Source organism: Sphingobium cupriresistens, assembly GCF_004152865.1.
Taxonomy (GTDB): domain Bacteria; phylum Pseudomonadota; class Alphaproteobacteria; order Sphingomonadales; family Sphingomonadaceae; genus Sphingobium; species Sphingobium cupriresistens.
Genome location: NZ_SEOO01000016.1, coordinates 33,696 through 52,420 on the forward strand (window position 1 = coordinate 33,696; position 18,725 = coordinate 52,420).

General features: G+C 61.1%; 23 protein-coding genes. 14 read left to right on the top strand and 9 right to left on the bottom strand.

Annotated elements, in window-relative coordinates:
• Positions 1-64 precede the first annotated feature (64 nt).
• The 9 genes from EWH12_RS11120 to hmpA all read left to right on the top strand — a co-directional run bounded on the left by EWH12_RS11120 (position 65) and on the right by hmpA (position 10,275).
• Positions 65-364 carry a ribbon-helix-helix protein, CopG family gene (locus tag EWH12_RS11120; RefSeq protein ID WP_129926606.1) on the top strand — a complete coding sequence of 100 codons (300 nt, stop codon included), beginning with the start codon at positions 65-67 and terminating at the stop codon, positions 362-364.
• Positions 361-2,454: a type IV secretion system DNA-binding domain-containing protein gene (locus EWH12_RS11125; protein WP_129926607.1), complete on the top strand. Its 2,094-nt coding sequence runs from the start codon at positions 361-363 to the stop codon at positions 2,452-2,454. Before EWH12_RS11120 ends, EWH12_RS11125 begins: the two co-directional genes overlap by 4 nt.
• Positions 2,451-5,405, top strand: coding sequence for a MobF family relaxase (gene mobF, locus EWH12_RS11130; protein WP_129926608.1), 2,955 nt, complete (start codon positions 2,451-2,453; stop codon positions 5,403-5,405). Before EWH12_RS11125 ends, mobF begins: the two co-directional genes overlap by 4 nt.
• Positions 5,406-5,521: 116 nt before the next feature.
• Positions 5,522-5,860: a restriction endonuclease gene (locus tag EWH12_RS11135; protein ID WP_242496022.1), complete on the top strand. Its 339-nt coding sequence runs from the start codon at positions 5,522-5,524 to the stop codon at positions 5,858-5,860.
• Positions 5,861-5,990: 130 nt separating this feature from the next.
• Positions 5,991-6,491, top strand: a complete 501-nt coding sequence (locus tag EWH12_RS11140) for a lytic transglycosylase domain-containing protein (RefSeq protein ID WP_337770755.1) — start codon at positions 5,991-5,993, stop codon at positions 6,489-6,491.
• A 263-nt stretch (positions 6,492-6,754) separates the two neighbouring features.
• Positions 6,755-7,957: a tyrosine-type recombinase/integrase gene (locus tag EWH12_RS11145; RefSeq protein ID WP_129926609.1), complete on the top strand. Its 1,203-nt coding sequence runs from the start codon at positions 6,755-6,757 to the stop codon at positions 7,955-7,957.
• A gap of 319 nt (positions 7,958-8,276) precedes the next feature.
• Positions 8,277-8,756, top strand: a complete 480-nt coding sequence (locus tag EWH12_RS11150) for a group III truncated hemoglobin (protein WP_017503290.1) — start codon at positions 8,277-8,279, stop codon at positions 8,754-8,756.
• Positions 8,749-9,024 (top strand): TehB family protein, encoded by a 276-nt coding sequence (locus EWH12_RS11155; RefSeq protein ID WP_020820531.1) that lies wholly within the window; start codon positions 8,749-8,751, stop codon positions 9,022-9,024. Before EWH12_RS11150 ends, EWH12_RS11155 begins: the two co-directional genes overlap by 8 nt.
• 39 nt (positions 9,025-9,063) lie before the next feature.
• Complete coding sequence (gene hmpA / locus EWH12_RS11160; RefSeq protein WP_004206960.1) at positions 9,064-10,275, top strand: NO-inducible flavohemoprotein; 1,212 nt, start codon at positions 9,064-9,066, stop codon at positions 10,273-10,275.
• Positions 10,276-10,317: 42 nt separating this feature from the next.
• Here hmpA and EWH12_RS11165 read toward each other — a convergent pair whose 3' ends face one another.
• From EWH12_RS11165 to EWH12_RS11200, 8 genes are all read right to left on the bottom strand, one after another.
• Positions 10,318-10,563 carry a hypothetical protein gene (locus EWH12_RS11165; protein WP_020820532.1) on the bottom strand — a complete coding sequence of 82 codons (246 nt, stop codon included), beginning with the start codon at positions 10,561-10,563 and terminating at the stop codon, positions 10,318-10,320.
• Between the two features lie 17 nt (positions 10,564-10,580).
• The gene (locus EWH12_RS11170) at positions 10,581-11,276 is read right to left on the bottom strand and encodes a superoxide dismutase (protein ID WP_129926610.1); all 696 of its coding nucleotides are present in this window, start codon (positions 11,274-11,276) and stop codon (positions 10,581-10,583) included.
• Positions 11,249-11,449 (bottom strand): hypothetical protein, encoded by a 201-nt coding sequence (locus EWH12_RS11175; protein ID WP_021318857.1) that lies wholly within the window; start codon positions 11,447-11,449, stop codon positions 11,249-11,251. The genes EWH12_RS11170 and EWH12_RS11175 overlap by 28 nt, the downstream gene beginning before the upstream one ends.
• Complete coding sequence (locus tag EWH12_RS11180) at positions 11,446-11,844, bottom strand: hypothetical protein (RefSeq protein WP_020820534.1); 399 nt, start codon at positions 11,842-11,844, stop codon at positions 11,446-11,448. The genes EWH12_RS11175 and EWH12_RS11180 overlap by 4 nt, the downstream gene beginning before the upstream one ends.
• A complete protein-coding gene (locus EWH12_RS11185) occupies positions 11,841-12,518 on the bottom strand; it encodes a carbonic anhydrase (protein ID WP_207212391.1) in 678 nt (225 codons plus the stop codon). The genes EWH12_RS11180 and EWH12_RS11185 overlap by 4 nt, the downstream gene beginning before the upstream one ends.
• Complete coding sequence (locus EWH12_RS11190; protein WP_008828739.1) at positions 12,515-13,156, bottom strand: peroxiredoxin; 642 nt, start codon at positions 13,154-13,156, stop codon at positions 12,515-12,517. Before EWH12_RS11190 ends, EWH12_RS11185 begins: the two co-directional genes overlap by 4 nt.
• 97 nt (positions 13,157-13,253) lie before the next feature.
• Positions 13,254-13,433, bottom strand: coding sequence for a hypothetical protein (locus EWH12_RS11195; RefSeq protein WP_020820536.1), 180 nt, complete (start codon positions 13,431-13,433; stop codon positions 13,254-13,256).
• 53 nt (positions 13,434-13,486) lie between these two features.
• Positions 13,487-13,960 carry a hypothetical protein gene (locus EWH12_RS11200; protein ID WP_129926612.1) on the bottom strand — a complete coding sequence of 158 codons (474 nt, stop codon included), beginning with the start codon at positions 13,958-13,960 and terminating at the stop codon, positions 13,487-13,489.
• Positions 13,961-14,024: 64 nt separating this feature from the next.
• On the opposite strand from EWH12_RS11200, the gene EWH12_RS11205 reads away from it, so the two are divergent.
• A complete protein-coding gene (locus EWH12_RS11205) occupies positions 14,025-14,873 on the top strand; it encodes a LysR family transcriptional regulator (protein ID WP_054435103.1) in 849 nt (282 codons plus the stop codon).
• Complete coding sequence (locus tag EWH12_RS11210) at positions 14,870-15,355, top strand: DUF6306 domain-containing protein (protein WP_056379653.1); 486 nt, start codon at positions 14,870-14,872, stop codon at positions 15,353-15,355. The genes EWH12_RS11205 and EWH12_RS11210 overlap by 4 nt, the downstream gene beginning before the upstream one ends.
• A gap of 29 nt (positions 15,356-15,384) precedes the next feature.
• Here EWH12_RS11210 and EWH12_RS11215 read toward each other — a convergent pair whose 3' ends face one another.
• Positions 15,385-15,828: an Rrf2 family transcriptional regulator gene (locus EWH12_RS11215; RefSeq protein ID WP_029986492.1), complete on the bottom strand. Its 444-nt coding sequence runs from the start codon at positions 15,826-15,828 to the stop codon at positions 15,385-15,387.
• 225 nt (positions 15,829-16,053) lie between these two features.
• Here EWH12_RS11215 and EWH12_RS11220 point away from each other — a divergent pair, with 225 nt between their 5' ends.
• The 3 genes from EWH12_RS11220 (at position 16,054) to EWH12_RS11230 (ending at position 18,684) form a co-directional block, all read left to right on the top strand.
• A complete protein-coding gene (locus EWH12_RS11220; RefSeq protein WP_100239765.1) occupies positions 16,054-17,688 on the top strand; it encodes a nitrite/sulfite reductase in 1,635 nt (544 codons plus the stop codon).
• On the top strand, positions 17,681-18,121 hold the full coding sequence (locus EWH12_RS11225) for a DUF934 domain-containing protein (RefSeq protein ID WP_020820542.1): 441 nt from the start codon (positions 17,681-17,683) through the stop codon (positions 18,119-18,121). Before EWH12_RS11220 ends, EWH12_RS11225 begins: the two co-directional genes overlap by 8 nt.
• Positions 18,122-18,294: 173 nt before the next feature.
• Positions 18,295-18,684: a hypothetical protein gene (locus EWH12_RS11230; protein ID WP_242496024.1), complete on the top strand. Its 390-nt coding sequence runs from the start codon at positions 18,295-18,297 to the stop codon at positions 18,682-18,684.
• The last annotated feature ends 41 nt before the right edge of the window (positions 18,685-18,725 follow it).

Sequence of the window (18,725 nt, forward strand, 5' to 3'; positions counted from 1 at the left end):
GAGAGCCTATATTACAGAGGCTTCATGACATCTGCGAAGGCTCCCGGCAGCGGAGACCTTTCGCGTGACAAAAGTCAATTTTCGTGTCGATCCGGCATTGCACGACGCCCTGCAGCGACGGGCGTATGGAGCCAATCTCAGCCTGTCCGCCTTCATTCGCCAGGCGCTCGAACAGGCAGTCGACAATCGCAAACGATACGTCTTTTCGTCGCAAGACGAAATCCTCGCAACCTCCATCCAGATCCTCTCGATCCTGGCGACATCGGTCGGACGACGCTCGCCCGAAACGCTGGAGCAGGGGATGGCGCAGGCGCGCACTATCCTCGCCGAGCGTGGCCTCCTCGGCGAGGAGGAGGCGCAATGAGCATCTTTCGCAACGACACGCTGGGCTCGTGGACACGCGGAGGGCAGGCCATCGTCCACAATGTCCGCATGACCACGCAGGTCTTTTACCAGACGCTGCTCGCGGGGCTAATCATCTGGCTGGTCGGCACCGTCTGGTATGCGTTCGAGAAGTCGAGCGAATACGAGCGCTTCGTTCTGGTCAAGCTCGCCGAAGCGATGATCAAGGTCGATGCGGCTGGTGGCACCAATGATCCGGTGCGGTTTCGTACTCCGCAAGGGCGCGATTACTGGACCTCGGCCGACTGGCTGGTCGCCTCGACCCTCGCGAAAAAGACTCTCCACGCCTTCGAGGTCTATCTGCTCCACGGTGCGCTGATTTCGGGCCTGTTCGCGCTCGTCATGCTGGGCTGGGCATGGTTCTACTTTACCCGCACGGGGAGGGGGCTCGGCTCCAACGAATATCTGCGCGGCGCCCGCTTCGGGACGATCCGACAGGTGAAGCGTGCGCTGTGGCGACAGACAAAGGGGCCTTTGTCGATCGGAAACGTCCCGGTGCCGGAGGCCTACGAGCCCGAACATATTCTCCTGTGCGGCGCTCCCGGAACGGGCAAGACCAACCTTATCGTCGGCATGCTTGAGGGTATCCGCAAGTCGGGAAGGCGAGCCATCGTCTATGATACGGCCGGCACTTTCGTCGAGAAGTTCTACCGGCAGGGCGCCGACATGCTGCTCAATCCGCTCGATCAGCGCACGGCGCGCTGGTCGCCGTGGGTCGATGTCCCGCGCGACTATCACTACGACCAGATCGCCGAGTCCACGATCCCCGACAAGCATGGCGATCCCTTCTGGGCCAAGGCCGCGCGCGGCACGCTGGTCGCGGTCATGCGCAAGCTCGCACGCCAGAAGCATACCTATGTTTCGGTCCTGCTGGACCGGCTGCTCCGCTCGAAGCTCAAGGACCTCGCGGCATTCGTCTCGGGCACCGATGCGGCTGCCTTCATCAGCTCCGAAGGCGAACGGACGTCCGCCGGTATCCAGGCAGAACTCGCCTCGGTGATGCGCAGCTTCGGCTATCTGGACGATACCGAGGACGGCTTTTCGATCCGCGACTGGGTGGAAAAGGGTGCGGAAGGAAGCTGGCTCTTCATCACGGTGAAGGCCGACCAGCTTCCCTCGCTGCGTCCCTTGATCACGGTCTGGCTCGATATCGCCATCAGTGCGATCATGAGCCTGGCGCCCGATCGCGACCGGCGGCTCTACTGCGTGATCGACGAATTGCCGACGCTGCAAAAGCTGCCGAGCCTATCGGACTTTCTCGCCCGCGCGCGTAAGTACGGCGGCTGCGGCATACTGGGTTTTCAGTCCTATCCGCAACTCGAAGCCACTTACGGAATCCAGGATGCGGCCGCGATCACCGGCTATTGCTCTACCTGGGTTGCGTTGCGGGCGAATGACACCGCGACCGCCAGGCACGTCTCTGAAAATCTCGGCCAGGTCGAGCAGGTCGAAGCGAACGAGGGCATGTCCTACGGCGTCAACGACATGCGCGACGGCGTCAACCTGTCGCGCATGCAGGTGACGCGGCCGCTGGTGATGCCGACCGAAGTCACTAACCTGCCCAACCTCGTCGGCTTCCTGCGCTTCGGTCGCAACCTGCCCGTGGTGCGCTTCGACAGCCGGTTCAACGATGTGCCCTCCTTAGGGCCCGCGTTCATCGAACGTACGACACCCCCCGATCAGATCGACAAGGCGAAGACGCTCGTGCGCATCGCTCATGCAGAGGCGCGCGTTCGTGAAGCGATCGAACGCGAGGCGGCGCAGGCGCCTACTCCTGCCCCAGACGGCGGCGGCCAGTCTGCGCCGGAACCTTCGGACATTCCGAATGTCGCCGCCCCGCCACCGTCCCAGCCGGACCTGTTCACGCCGCCGGTTCCGCACATCGACCCGCAGCGCGTCGAAGACATATTGCTGAACGAGGAGAGCACGGAACTTCCCGCGCCCGCTCGCATGCTCTGGACGATACTTGCGGGCAGGCAGGGAGAAATCCGCTCCGATCTCGTCCAGCATGGGCGCGGGGACGGGCCGCGTGAACCGGCGAAGCCGGCATGATCCAGCCCCAGCGCCTCCATGGCAAACCCGCCAACATCACCCGCTATTACACAGTGGGCGATTACTACACCAAGGGCGGGAACGAACCTTCCGAATGGGCTGGGAAGCTGGCGGCCGATCTCGGTCTTTCCGGCGCCGTCGATCCGAGGGTCCTGCGAGATCTTCTCGCCGGAAAGATCGGCGACCAGCAGCTTGGACGTCACAGGGCCAACGGCGAAATCCAGCATCACCCCGGATGGGACTTCGCTGTCAACGCGCCCAAATCCGTCTCCATCATGGCGCTGGTGGTAGGCGATGAGCGTGTGCTCGCCACCCATGAGCGCGCCGTGACCGATGCTATATCGTACCTCGAGGAACAGGCGCAGCTGCGCCGGCGGGATGAAGGCAAGATCATCCATGAAACGACCGGGAGGATCCTGGTCGCGCGCTTTACCGAGCACGGCAGCCGCGAACTCGATCCGCATCTGCACACCCACCTGGTCGTCCTCAACATGACCAATCGCGAGGACGGCGATCCAATGGTCAGCCTGGAAAGCCGGGTCATGTACGGGGAGCAGCGCGTCGCCGGACAGATCTATCGCAATGCGCTCGCATTCGGCCTGCGCGAGGCGGGCTACCGGATCGACTTCGATCCTCGCACGGGCCTTTTCGAAATGCGCGGCGTGCCGAAGGAACTGATGGAGACTTTCTCACGGCGCGCGGAGCAGATCGAGGAACATGCCCGCGAACATGGTCTGGTCGGCCAGAAGGCGCAGCGTGCGTCCTTCTATGCCACGCGCAGTGCCAAGGTGAAGATCGGCTACGATACGCTGAAGGGTCAATGGCATCAGCGGTCCGGAAAGTTTCTCGGCCCGCTCGAACAGATCGCCGCTGCCGCCCGCGAGGAGGAAGGCGGCCATCGTGCGCCTACAGACCGCATTGCGGCGAGGGCCGCGCTGTTCGGCTTGCGGCAATTGGAGACAGCGGAAGCAGTCAATGACCTCGGCGATATAATTCGCACAGGCCTTGCCGCGCATGTGGGCGAAGTGCGGCTCCAGGATATCCGCCCCGCGATCCAGAACCATGAAGCCGTGCGCAAGCTTCTCCCGACGCACGAGCAGACCGGCGACCAGATTCTGACACGCGGACGCACCAGCCGCAGATCCTGGCGACAGGAACTCGCGCTGACCCAGCATATCGCGCTTGGACTGGGTGATGCGCACCCGATCGCGGTCAGCGGCCGTGTCCTGGCCGCGCTGGAAGGAGCCGGCCTCAATCCGGAGCAGGAGCGCGCATTGGTCGAAACCGCTCTTACCCGCGACCGCGTTACCGCGATCCATGGCGTCGCCGGCTCCGGCAAATCCACTCTTGTGAGAGTTCTTGGCGAAGCTTCCGAGCCGGGCACGACGCTGATCGCACTTGCCCCGACCTCGTCGGCCTCTGCGGAACTGGGCCAGAAAGCAGGTATATCATCGCATACCGTAGCGGGCTTCGTCGCCCGCGGGGGGCATGGCATCACCGATCGCCACGTGCTCGTGCTTGATGAAGCCGGGCAACTCGGCAACCGGCAGGCGCGCAGGCTCCTCGAGATCAGCAGGGCGACCGGCGCAAGGCTGCTCCTTCTGGGCGACGAAAAGCAGACGGGCGCCATCGAACAGGGCAAGCCGTTCTGGCTGATGCGCCGGCTTGGACTGCCGACGGTCGAATTGACGGAAGCGGTGCGTCAGGAAACCAGATCCATCAAGACCGCAGTCGCGCAGGCGCGCGCGGGAAACTTTGCGCAGGCACTCGCGAAACTCGACGGCGTCAACACGGCGCAGGACGGCGAGAAGATGGCCGAGCAGGTCGTGGAAAGCTGGATCCGTCTCAAGCCCGGCTCGCGCGCAGGTACGAACATCCTCGTTCTCGACAACGCCACGCGGCTCGTCGTCAACAGCAAGATCCGCGAAGCTCTCAGAAGCGAAGGGGGCCTGGCCGCCGAAGAGAGCCGTCTGTCTATTCTCGCGCCGGTCGGTTTCACCGATGTCGAGAAGCACATGGCGCGTTTCTATACGACCGGGCAGGTCGTGCGCTTCGAACGCGACGTCACGCAGCTTGGCGTGGCACGCGGCGCCGATTACCGCGTCACCGGGCTGGGAAGGGATAGCAACGGACGGCAGGTCGTTCGGCTTGTCGATGAGAGCGGACGCACGATCCGTTGGGATCCGCAGAAAACGCCGGCTCGCCATATCAACGTGTTCAATCTCGAGGAACGCGACCTGAGCCAAGGCGATCGCATCCAGTGGCGTCTCGTCAGCCGCGAGATTGATGTGCGTAATGCCGAGCGCGGCACCGTCGATAAGCTCGATGGCACGATGGCGACGATCCGCTGGGACCGGGACGGCCGAGTGCAGCAAGTGGATCTGTCCGGGTATAAGACCTGGGATCATGGCTACGCGGAAACCGTGTATTCCTCGCAGTCCAAGACCTATCCCCGAGTGTTCGTGCTTGCTCCGGTCGAATCCCCGCTAGTGAACGCGCAGAACTTCTACACCGCCATAACCCGCGCCATGTACGGCGTGAGGCTGTGGACCAACGACGTCAAGGGACTGATCTCCAAACTGGAGCGCCATTCCGGTGAAAAGACCTCATCGCAGGAGGGGATGGGACGTATCAAGCATGACAGCGTTGGTTCCTTCGCAAGAAGACAGGATCACCGCCTCACAGGTCTCACGGCAGATCAGGAACGAGCACGCGCTGAGCGCCGCGACCGGACGCTGGAGCGGCAGCTCGATCGCCGCGAGAGGCCACCTCGCGGACCTGCTGAGCATCTGACGGAAGGCGCGAGAAGTCTGTCTCAGGCGCTCGATCGCTTGCTTGGCGGGATCCTCGATCATGCCCGCGTTGCGAAAGGCGGACCGGAAGCGCAACCGCCACGACAGGAAACCGCGCCCACGCATCGACCCGAACCTTACCCAGGGGTCGAACGATGACATCTCATTTTACGCTGATGGTCTTGACCGCCGCGGCCTTGCTCTGGCTGGCGTTTGTGGTCCGCCGTTCCCGCATACCTGTGCGGCATCGCTGGCGAAGGCGGCAGGCGCGAACCATGGCCGAGCAGCTTCGCGGCCGGGATCGTTCCCAACCGCCGCAGCTTCTCTATGCGCGCCTGCGGGCTATGGATCCACTCGCCTTCGAGGAACTGCTGCTCGAGAGTCTCGAGAGGCGAGGGCACAAGGTGACCCGGAACCATCGTTACACAGGCGATGGCGGCATCGATGGTCAGGTCGTAATCGAGGGCGCCATCTGGCTGATTCAGGCGAAACGCTACGCGGGTACTATTCGGCCCGATCATGTCGTTGCCTTCCAGACGCTGTGCCAGTCCCGCGGATGCCGCAGCCTGTTCATTCATACGGGACGGACCGGCCTCGAAGCCGAAGGGCTGTGAGTCACTCCGGCGCTGTCCGGATCACTTCCGGACGAGAGCTGCTGGCTCTGCTCAACGGTGAAGCGATACAAGGTCTGAGTGAAGTCATTGAACCGGCCGTTTCGATGCCAGGAAAAAGGAGAAGTGACTGATGCCTCAGCATTGGCTGCTCATGCTCGCGTCTATGGTCAGCGTTGCGCTCTCGCCAGGCCAGGCGACTGCACGGTCTCGAAACATGGTAGAGGAGCGCATCATTGGTGCCTGCATCCGCAAGGCATCGCTTGGGCACCCATGGCTCGAACGGACGCTGTGGGGCCTTCGCGATCAGGAGGCCGGTTGGCTCGGCGCGGAAGTTCGCAACAGCAATGGTTCGCACGATCTGGGGCCACTGCAGATCAACAGTTGGTGGGTGCCTCGCATCGCGGCGAGCATGGGCAGGTCAGAAGGTCAGGTTCGTAATTGGCTGCGTTCTGATGCCTGCTTCAATGCTGAGGCAGCGCGCTGGGTGTTTTTGTCGGCGCTGAATTCGACTGGAGATTATTGGAAGGCGATAGGCGTCTATCATAGCCCGACTTTATGGCGGCAACGGCAATATTCGACCTCTGTCGCGACGCATCTTCGTGTGAGATTTGGCAAAGATGTATTTCGATGAATCATTATCTACATGTTGCGCAATATTAAAATGTTACTTCGGATATTCAAAAACACGAACGTACGATAATTGCACTTATCACATAAGCGTAATTGACGCCTTTCTATAAGGTGGGTATGTGCATCCCGGCGGAGGGCAGGGCATTTGGACACTGAAAAGACGATATTCTGGTCATGGCAGAGCGATTTTGATGGGCGCGTGACGCGTGAGGCTATCTATGGGGTCGAACCGCACAGCTTCGACCAGATTGTCGCGCTGTCCAGATGAGCCTCCCAGCGCCCATCAGCAGCCGGCGAGGCCGACAGGCCGTCGACCTCGCCTGGGAGGTGACCAAGCTGAACTGCCGATCGCCAATCACGATCAACGCCGAGCTGATCGCCGCCTATCAGGCGGCATCCTCGCCGCATTCCCTGCGCGCGCTTGCCAGCGACATCGAGGCGTTCGACCATTGGTGCCGCCGAAACGGGCGCGTGACCTTGCCGGCGACTCCCGAGACGGTCGCCGACTATCTCGATGCCCGGGCAGGGCAGGGGGCGAAACCCGCCTCGCTCGGTCGCTACAAGGCGTCGATCGCCAAGATCCACCAGCTGCTCGACATCAAGGATCCCACCCAGGCCGAGCTGGTCAAGCTGCGGCTCCGCGCGATCCGCCGGGAGAAGGGCAGCACGCAAGCCCAGGCGCGGCCGCTGCGGTTCAAGGGGCCGGTGCGCAATGTCGAGCGGGACGCACCCCGGGGGCTTAATGTGCGGGGGCTGCTTGAGGCCTGCGCGGATGATTTGCCGGGACTCAGGGATCGGGCTTTGCTGTCGGTCGCCTACGACACGGGCTTGCGCGCCTCCGAGCTGGTCGCGGTCGAGGTCGAGCACATTGTGGACGCCATCGATCCCGAGGCGCGGCTGCTGACGATTTCGCGCAGCAAGGGCGATCAGGAGGGAAAGGGCGCGACCGCGTTCCTCAGCCCGCGCTCGGTGCGGGCGATCGCCGCCTGGACTGCGGCTGCCGACATCGAGGAGGGACCGCTGTTTCGCCGGGTGCAGGTGCGCCGCTACAAGGCGCGGGCCGCGGTCAAGGGGCGGCGGATCGAGACGATTTCTGGCCGCGAAAGCTGGGATCTGCGCAAGACGTTGCCGAAGTCGGCGGTGCTGGCGCGCACCGAATATGATGTGGGAGAGGGGGCGTTGCACCCGGGTTCGATCGGGCCGATCTGGCGGGCAATGATCCGGCGCGCCTTCGACAAGGGCGCGCTGAGCGACCTCACCGCCGATGATCTGGCGCAGTTGCTCAAGGGCGTGAGCGCGCATTCGACGCGGGTGGGCTTGAACCAGGATCTGTTTGCGAGCGGCGAGGATCTGGCGGGGATCATGGATGCGCTACGCTGGAAGAGTCCCCGGATGCCGCTCGCCTATAATCGCAATCTGGCGGCAGAGCAGGGTGCCGCCGGCCGCTTGATCGCGAAAATCGGGTGATTAGATCTTGAGCTGCGCACAATTAGGTATTTGTGACGGTGTTTGAAAATTCCGAGTGCGCCAGATCACGCGGATTAGCGTTCCAGCGAATGTCCGACGGAATCGGAAAAGAAAACCCGCCCGTCTTTTGACGGGCGGGCAAGGAAAGGTGTCTACGTCTTACCGAGACTCCTTCGGGTCGCTGGCTGATGCTATGCCTTCGTGTTTCGGATTCAAGGCTAAACTAGCGGGGCTGAGCAGTTTCTCAGGCTGTGTACATCGCCGCGACCGACGACCTGGAAATATGCGCTAGCCTTGCGTTTATGCGCAATCATGATAGATGTATTATATATACATGATTGGAGCGCGAGTCGTGGACGGTGTCTCGAAAATCAGAGAAGAAGAGCTGACTCCTTTGGTGGAGGAATTTTACGCGCGGGTCCGCGCCGACCCCGCGCTTGGGCCGATTTTCAACGATGCGATCGATGACTGGCCGGAGCATCTTGGGAAGCTGACTGCGTTCTGGTCCTCCGTCATGCTCACCAGTGGCCGATACAAGGGGCAACCGGTGCCGGCCCATTTGAAGCATAAGGCCAGGATAACGCCCGCGCTGTTCGAGCGGTGGCTCGCACTCTGGGTTCAAACGACCAATGACAGGATGACGCCCGAAGCGGCAGCGGCGCTACAAGCGAAGGCGCGGCGCATCGCCGAGAGCCTGCAACTGGCGATGTTCTTCCAACTGGAGGAACGGAGTGCTGCATCGGTCGCCAACGCGGAACGTAAGGATGCCATCGAGCGACCAGGGCAAACCCATGGCTGAAATCTTGCCTTACCGTTCCACGCCGGTGTTCAACCAGGACACTCTGCCGGCTGCCTTGCGCGCGCGACATGACACGAAGGCTGGTGTTTGGGGCGTGATCCGGGTTTTCGAGGGCGAACTCCGGCTAACCTACCTCGAGCCACCTTCGGAGATCGTCCTGACGCCTGACCAGCCTGGCTTGATTCTCCCTCAGCAACCGCATTTCGTAACGCCGACAGGGCCGATGAAGATGCAGGTGGATTTTTACGATCACATTCCCAAGCTCTGACATTCCGGGATTTTCAACGCATTCAAAAAGGAGAAGTTGATGACGCAGCCCCTCAGCGATCAGACCATTGCGCTCGTCAAGGCGACCGTCCCCGCGCTCGAAGCGCATGGCCTCGACATCGTGAACGAGATGTATTCCCGGATGTTCCAGAACCCGAACATTCGCGACCTTTTCAACCAATCGCACCATGGTGATGCCGGTTCGCAGCCGCGGGCACTGACCGGCGCCATTCTCGCCTATGCGAGCAACATCGAAAATCTCGGTGCGCTTGCCCCGGCGGTCGAGCGGATCGCGCAGAAGCATGTTGGCCTGCAAATTCTGCCCGAACATTATCCGCACGTTGCCGAGGCGCTCCTGGGGGCGATCAAGGCGGTGCTGGGGGATGCGGCCACCGATGAAATTCTCGCTGCCTGGGGCGAAGCCTACTGGTTCCTGGCCAACATCCTGATCGCCCGCGAGCAGCGAGTCTACTCAGAACAGAAGGATGCGACCGGCGGATGGAATGGCTGGCGCGATTTTCGCGTCGAGGACGTCGTGCGTGAGAGCAGCGTCATCAATTCCTTCGTTCTGCGCCCCGTTGATGGCGGGGCCGTCATGCGGCACAAGCCCGGGCAATATCTGACCTTCTGGCTTGAAATTCCGGGACATCCGCCAGTCAAGCGCAACTATTCGATTTCAGCAGCCCCCAACGGCGAAACCTATCGCATTTCGGTCAAGCGTGAGCCGCTTGGTCTTGCGTCAGGCTGGCTTCATGATGAAGCCAAGCCGGGGACGGTGCTCAAAGTTGCCGCGCCTGCAGGCGAATTCTTCCTGGCAGCGCATGTCGAACGCCCGGTGATCCTCCTGTCGGGCGGCGTGGGGCTGACCCCGATGGTGGCCATGCTCGAAACGCTTGCTGAGGGCGAGGCGGGAGTCCCCGTGCACTATGTCCACGGAACTCATGACCGCGATACCCACGCAATGCGTGATCATGTTCGCGCTGTCGCTGGGCGGGGCAAGTCAATCACCGTCACCGATTTTCATCAGACCCCGCTCGAAGATGAAGTCGCAGGACGGGATTATGACGTCGCCGGCATCATTACCGATGAATGGCTGGTCGCCAACACGCCTGTAGGTGAGGCCGATTACTATATCTGCGGACCACGCCCGTTTCTGCGGCACGCCGTCTCGACCTTGTCGCTGGCTGGCGTCCCATCCGACCGCATTCATTATGAATTCTTCGGTCCGGCGGACGAATTGCTCGCCGCCTGACTGAGCGCGGAGAAGGGCGACATCGCCCTTCTCCGCGTCTACTCAAACCGCCATGTCGGCGTGATCTCGGACTTCTGGACGCACTTGGGCGTCAGCGACAGGTTCCTCGACGAGAATCGCGAACTTGGCACCCTGGTAATAGATGCTGGGCCGATGCCAGGCCCGCGTCACGACGACGACCGTTCCGTCGATCTCGATCTCTTCGCCTGCCTGGGGTGACCGCGCGAAGTGAAAACTGCCCCGGGCTGCTGGGGAACTGCTATCGCCAGCCAAAACGTCAACGAGCATTTACTTCTCCTCCTTATTCAACGGGCGGTCTGTGATGGTGGATAGCGCCACGGCTTGCCCTGGCCGATCGCTGCGTCGAACTGCGTTTCGGCGAAGCTCCAATTTGCGAGCCTGTTCCACCAGGACGTGATCCAGCCCGCGCGATCCTGGCGGTAATCGATGTAGTAGGCATGCTCCCACACATCGCAAGCAAGCAGCGGCGTCACCCCTTCCTCAAGGATTGGGCTACCCGCGTCGTGGGTAGAGATCACCTCGAGCTTGTCGCGCTTCGCGATGAGCCAGACCCAACCCGATCCGAAATGGCCCGTTCCTTCAGCGGAAAAACGCTGTCTGAGCGTTTCGAGACTCCCGAATTCGTACGAAATGGCGCTGGCGAGCCGCCCGGCAGGTTTAACCGTTTTCGGCGCCATGCTCTCCCAAAAGAAGCTATGGTTCCATGCCTGGGCTGCATTGTTGAAGACGCCCTTCGCGCCGCTGCCGTGCGCGATGCGGATGATTTCCTCGAGCGTGTGGGCCGAGAAATTCTGCTCGGCCAGCAGCCGATTGAGCGTTTCCACGTAGCGTGCGTGATGTTTGCCGTGGTGGATCTCCAGTGTTTCCGCCGAGAGGACAGGCTCGAGATCCTTGGTCCCACAGGGCAGGGGAGGCAATTCGAAGACGAGCCTCTCAAGGTCGGATTGAGCTATTACAGCATTGCGGCTTTGATCAGCCATCGCTTGTCTCCTTGAGCAGAAATAGCGCCGGAAATCGTTTCGGCCGAGGCGTGATGATGCGGCACCATCCGGCGCAGATAAGTCGGTAGGAAGGCCCTGATGATGAGCGCTGCGGGACCATTGCTGATGCAGCCGCACAGGGCGCTGCAATGGTCTTTGGTGAGAACGGTCAATGTGCATAGGACAGCTCCGCCCTTCGCGCATCGAGCGCGGCCATGCACAGGGCGATTGCCTCAACCGGGTGATGGGCTGTCCATTGGCCAAGCTCGCCCACCACGGTGGTTCCCTGGGGGCCGGCTTCGATCCAATAGCCGGATGGCACCAACATAGCGGCAGCGCGGCAAGTCGCCGTGTAGAGCAGTGCCCGAACGTGGTTGCCGTCGTCCTGCAGCCAGACTCCCGGAGCAATAACGGTCAAGCTGCGCAGTGCCGGAAATACGGCCAGCGCAATCCGTGCATCAATGTCGCGATCGGGTTCACTCGCGCCCTTGCAGGCGGAGATGGCGTCGACGAGGCTGTCGTCATGGCCAATCGCCCTCACGCGGCACAGGGCGCGCACGGCGATCATGACGCGCCTGCAATCCGGAGTTTGGGAACTGCCTCATCGGGGTGGCGGCTGACGGGTGAGCAGACCGGTTGGAGAAGGCCGTCTCCAATGGCGTAGACCCAACCGTGAAGCGTTAGCGCAGCGTGCCGCGCCCAGGCCCGAAGAACCAATGGGTTGGCTGCGAGTGCTTTCACCTGGGCGCGGATATTATGTTCGCACAAACGGTCTGCATTGGTATCCGGGGTGCAGCAGACTGTTTGATAGAGCTCACGCACCGGTGCGAGCCAAAGCCCGATCGCGTCGTCCCTGTCCGGTGCCATTGCCGCTTGAATCCCGCCGCACCCGTAATGGCCCACGATGATGATGTGCTCGACCTTCAAAACATCGACCGCGAACTCCAAGGCGGCGGCGAAGTTAGGATCGCTCGGCGTGGCGAGATTGGCGACGTTGCGATGAACAAACATCTCGCCGGGATCGAGATCGACGATTTCGGTGGCCGGCACCCGGCTGTCCGAACAGCCGATCCAGAAGTAGCGTGGCCGCTGCTGGCCTACGAGCCGTTTAAAGAATCCGGGATCGATCAGGGTTTTGGCGTCAGCCCATACGCGGTTGCGGGCCAACAGGTCGGAGAGGCCGCCGTCGTCTGCTCCGTCGGCGGCGGTCTGTCTTTTTCCACTCTCCTCCAATTGCCTCATTGCCCGGGAGCCTGCAGATCGACGACCCGAAGGTAGGGCTTCAGTGTCTTGTAGCCTTGTGGGAACTGCCGGGATGCCTCCTCGTCCGACAGCTTCGGCGATATGACGACCGGCTCGCCAGGTTCCCAGTTGACGGGCGTTGCGATGCTACGGGCATCTGTAAGTTGAAGGCTGTCGATGGCACGGAGAATCTCGGCAAAATTCCGACCGGTCGAAGGCGGGTAGGTCAGGATCAGCCGCACCTTGCGTGACGGATCGATGACGAAGACGGAACGGACAGTGACCGTCGGGTCGCTCTCGGGGTGGATCATGTCGTAGAGCGCCGACACCTTGGTGTTGGCATCCGCGATCATCGGGAAGTCGAGTTTCGTCCCTTGGGTTTCGTGAATGTCGAGCTCCCATTTGTGATGGGCTTCGACCGGATCCACCGAGAGGCCAATGGGTTTGACGTTGCGTTTGTCCCATTCGGACCGGAGCTTGGCAACCTCGCCCAGTTCCGTCGTGCAGACCGGCGTAAAATTCTTGGGATGGCTGAACAGGACACCCCAGCTTCCGCCGAGCCAATCGTGGAAGCTGATGCGACCGTGCGTGCTGTCCTGCTCGAAATCGGGGGCGATCTGCCCGAGCTGAATGGCCATGGGAACTCCTTCATATCGCAGATCTGATGTGGAGATGGACGAAGTATCATACAAACGAATGTTATTATTATTTATCAGCAAAGATATTGGATATAAATTAGCGCCGGGTTCCCGGTCCGAGCCCCACGATCACGAGGAGGGCTATCGGCATGGCGAACAGCACTATCCCGTTGCCGTCCCCTTCGGCGACGAAGCCGTTTTGGCGGAGCAAATCGACAAAAAGGCGGATCGAGACGAAGGCGATGCTTGCGGCGAAAATCAGATAGAGCCCGGACATGGAGGGCGGGCGCTCTGGTCCACGCGCTTGTCGGTCATCATCGTTGTCAGCCTTCACGGCAGCTTTGTCCGTGACGAGGGAGGCGGTTTGCGGCGGCAGGTTTCCTGAAGATTAGGGGCATCTTCACCCGACGGCTGTCGGTCTTCAGATGACCACAGCGCAATGAAGTCAAACGGAGGGGGCACTTCCTGCCAGGGCTGACGCACTCGGCGATGTGCCGTTTGTTCCCAATCGAGAGAGAGGATCACACCGATACAAACCGCGACCACGAAGACCACCACGGCAACGAAGACATCGTCACTGATCGCACCAGCGTCGTAAAAACTGAAAAGTGCTATGCCTATCCCTAAAACCAGCAACGCCAGCGCTAAGCTGACTTTCCAGATTTCGGCCCGCGGCGGCGGCGGTTCGGGCGTGAAGCGGCCTAAAGGTTTCATCTGAAAGTTCGCCCAAACCGTTGGACGCCTTATGGTTGTTGGTGCCTGTCCAGGGTCGATCACACGGGTCTTGCCTTGTGATCCCATCATCGGCCCGCTACCATGAAGCAAGCAAATGAATATTATTGCGCATTGAGCGCAAGGATGATGGCTTATGGATATCAATGTTGCGCGCACATTCTTGGAAGTCGTCAAAACCGGCAGTTTTGTGAACGCTGCGTCGAACCTTCACCTCACGCAGACCGCAGTCAGTGCCCGCATCCGGGTGCTTGAGGACCTGCTCGATCGGCCAGTATTCATCCGCAACAAGGCAGGTGCGAAGCTGACACCGGCGGGCGAGCAGTTTCTGCGCTTTGCAACCACCATGGTGCAGGTCTGGGATCGGGCGCGCCGCGCCGTCGCGCTCCCGCCGGGACGGGAGACCGTGGTAACGGTCGGCGCCGAGCTCAGTCTGTGGAGTCCCTTGCTGCGGCACTGGCTGCTCTGGATGCGTCGGGAATGTCCGGAAATCGCGGTAAGCACCCATATCGACACATCCGAACGCCTGATGGAGCAGGTCCAGGATGGCTCACTCGATATGGCGGTGCTCTATGCCGCGCCGAGCCGTCCGGGGATCATCGCCGAACTCTTGTTCGAGGAAAAGTTGGTCCTGGTGCGGACCACGCCAACCAGCAGCCCTCTCGCACCGGAAGATCATGTTCAGATCGATTGGGGTGAGGAGTTTGCCGGGAGCTATCACGCCGCTTTCCCGGATCAGCCTAACGCCGTCGTTTCGATAAGCTATGGTCCGCTCGCGCTCGATTATATCCTGGCGACAGGGGGTAGCGGCTATTTTCGCAAAGGCTTCATCCGCTCCTATCTCGAGGAAGGCCGCCTCGCTCTCGTCCCCGGAAGTCCTGAATTTTCGTACTCGGCCTATGTCGTCCACAGCACAAAGGCCGACCCGGGCGTGATGGACCGCATTCGTGCCGGCCTCAAGGCGGCCGCGGCGATTACAGCATGACCGTGAACGAACCATCCTCGCCCGTTTGTTACGCCAGCGAAGCCGATGACATTTACATGGGCTTTGCCGGTCGCGAGGAGATCCTCGCGGCGCTCCACGAACTGCTGGAAGCCGAACGGGCCGGCGCCCGCGTCGCCCTCGCCAGCACCAAGTCGGCGAACGATCCCGACTACGCCGAACTGATGCGATCGGTCCGTGCCGACGAAGCACGTTGGTGCGCGATGCTCTCGAGGCAGATCAGGCGATTGGGCGCAGCGCCCTCACGCAAGACCGGCGCCTTTTACAAGAAGGCGTTGGCAATCCCTGATCCGCTTGAAAGGCTCGCCTTTCTCAACCGCGGACAAGCCTGGGTGGTTCGCAAACTGGAATCTCTGACCCCTAGGGTTCGTGACGAGGCATTGCATGCCGATCTTCGCGAGATGCTCGAGAGCCATCGCGTCAACATCGACCGCGCCGCAGCGCATCTTGAAGCGGAGCATTGACCTGCGCGGAAATCCGTAGGCTGTATCATTTAGTCCATGCCGACGCCGAGCGGTGATTGGCGGTTAATCAGCCGCTTCATGGCCTCACGATCGGACAGGAGATCGGAAATCCGGTAGGTATCGAATACCGCCATCATCGCCTGCATGCCTTGCGCCAGCACGCCGGTCAGTCCACATGCGGGAGACAGCGCACACCCGGAACAATCTGCGAGTTGGAAGCCTTCCTCGGTGCGGCGGACGACCTCGCCGACGGTCATCTCATCCGCTGGTCGGGCGAGACGCATGCCGCCGGCGCGACCGCGAACGGTTTCGATGAAGCCGTCGTGCGCCAGGGCGTTGACGACCTTCATCAGGTGATTGTGGGAGACATCATAAGCCCGCGCGATTTCGCCGATCGAACACAGGCGCTCTTCGTGAAGGGCCAGGTGAATCAAGACCCGCAGTGAATAATCCGTGTAGCGTGTCAGCCGCACGCAGAACTCCCGAGAACCAATCTGCAACACCATACCTGTATGTCACAGACATGTTAAGGCCGGGATCGCCCTCGAGCCGGCTTGCAACGATCGGCCCATGGTTGTTGGCCTGCAGCGACCGGCCTTATCGAGCAATTATTTTGATGTATCGCTGCATTAAAAGTCATTTTGTGCATGAGTGCTCGTGATGCCATCCTGATGTCCCCTTGGGCGTGAGAGGCTGATATGTACAAATACGACGAGTATGATCAGGCCATGGTCGATGCCCGGGTCGAAGAGTTTCGCGACCAGACGCGCCGTCGGATCGAAGGCCATCTCAGCGAAGACCAGTTCAAGCCTCTGCGGCTCAAGAATGGGCTCTACCTGCAACTGCACGCTTATATGCTGCGCGTAGCGGTGCCTTACGGCACGCTCAATTCGCGGCAAATGCGCAAGCTGGCGCATATCGCGCGCAAATATGACCGAGGCTACGGTCATTTCACGACACGACAGAACATCCAATATAACTGGATCAAACTGGCGGATGCGCCCGACATCCTCGCTGAGCTCGCGACGGTGGAAATGCACGCCATCCAGACGAGCGGCGAGAGCATTCGCAACCTGTCGGCGGATCATTATGCTGGAGCTGCTCCCGACGAGATATGCGATCCGCGGCCCTGGGCCGAACTGATCCGCCAGGCCACGACGTTCCATCCAGAATTCAGTTATCTGCCGCGCAAGTTCAAGATCGCAGTGATCGCCGCGCAGGAAGACCGTGCCGCGCTGCGCTGGCACGACTGTGCACTGCGCATCATCAAGAACGAGAGCGGTGAGCAGGGGTTCGAGGTCTATGCTGGCGGCGGTATGGGGCGCACGCCGATTATCGCTTTCCCGATCAGGACGTTCTGTCCGGCAGGCCAGATCTTTTCCTATATCCAGGCGATCCTGCGGGTGTGGAACCGGCATGCGCGGCGCGACAACATCCACAAGCAGAGGATGAAGATCCTTGTTCATGAACTGGGGGAAGAAGAGTTCCGCCGTCAGGTGGAGATGGAGTTCGAGCACATCCTGACGCTGGGCCGGGATTTTCCGCAGGCCGAGTATGACAGGATTGCCGCCCATTTTGACCCGCCGCCGTTCGAGACCGGGCTTTCCGAGGAGCTCGACCGCTCCGATCCCGACTTCGCGCTATGGGTCGATCGCCAGGTCGCCGCACATAAGGCGCCCGGTTATGCCATCGTCAATATCAGCCTCAAACCCGACGGGGGTATAACCGGCGACATTTCAGCCGAGCAGATGGAGCTCGTGGCCGACCTTGCCGAACGCTACAGCTTCGATGACCTGCGCTCGACGCATGTCCAGAATCTCGTGCTGCCCCATGTGCGCAAGCGGGATCTTCATGCGGTCTGGCAGGCGCTGGACGCGGCGGGGCTGGCAAGCGTCAATCTCGGCCTCGTCACGGACATCATCGCTTGTCCCGGACTCGATTATTGCAGCCTGGCCAACGCGCGTTCGATACCCGTCGCCCAACAGATCGCAGAGCGCTTTGCCGATCTCGATCGTCAGCTCGACCTCGGCGAACTCAAGATCAAGATTTCGGGCTGCATCAACGCCTGCGGTCATCACCACGCGGCCCATATCGGTATCCTTGGTGTCGATCGTAAGGGCACAGAGAACTACCAGTTGCTGCTTGGCGGGTCCGGGGCCGAGGATGTTTCGCAGGCCAAGATCACCGGGCCGGGCTTCGACGAGACCGGGATCGTCGATGCCGTCGAACGCACGATCGAACGCTATCGTGAGATTCGCGAGCCAGGTGAACGCTTTCTCGATTGCTATCGCCGCGTTGGCATGGATCCGTTCAAGGAGGCTATTTATGGGTGATCCGTTACGCTTCCGGGACGATCCGGCACCGGATGAGCCGGGAGTTTCCCTGGATGCGTTTCTCAATCAGAAGGACGCAACCTCAGTGCTTCTCGAGGCGGGCGATGATGTCCGCGCCTTGTTACCCGAACTTGGCCGCGTGCGGCTCGTCGAGATCGACTTTCCGCGGTTTCGCGACGGGCGTGGTTTTTCCAGCGCAAGCATATTGCGCGAGGCGGGCTACACAGGCGAAATCCGCGCGATCGGTGACGTGCTCATTGATCTCGTATTCTTTATGCGGCGTTGCGGCTTCGACAGCTTCGAGCCCGACGCCCCCTTTCATCCGGGTGCCGTCGATGCTGCGCTGAGCCGCTACCCTGACGTCTATCAGTCCGCGACAGATGGGCGAGTACCGATTTGGGCGCTGCGGCATCCCCAATTCGCCACGGAATGAAGGCAGTTCCTTCCTCTGGTTTGGACGGTAGTTCGGCACCTGGCGCGCGCACCATATATTAACCAGACCATCGTGCCTTGAATGCTGGAAGTGATGAGCGGGGTCCTTGTAAATATATCGCAACACGATATATTGGAACGAAGGGCGCGGAGGGGATGTCGATGGAGGCAGATATGCCGATGTTGCAAATCCTGGTCACGGCTGTCGGCCTGACGTTGGGCAGCTTGCTGGTCGCGATATCGCTGTCCTGTCTGGCTTGGTGGCTGGCCACCCGCGTTCATCATCCGCGCTGGGGCGCGGCTTTTCTGCTCATCATAGTCGGTGGCACCTGGCTGGCTGCGTTAGGGCAAAGTGAGTTCGTGAAGATGGCCACCGTGTTCGCTCTGGTTGGGGCAGGCCTGCTCTATCTGGTAGGCCGGGAAGAACGGGATGGAGGATCTTCGCGCGATACCAAGCCGGGCCGCTCCGCCCTCTCTAACAGGCTGCGGAAAAAGGCGCCGCAGTGGTCACCGTCGATCTGCGTTCGAAGGAGGGGGACTGGTCTGTCGCTCGTTTCAGGGTGAAATTCGGAGATACCGGCCACGTTGGCGCGGTCGTGGTGACG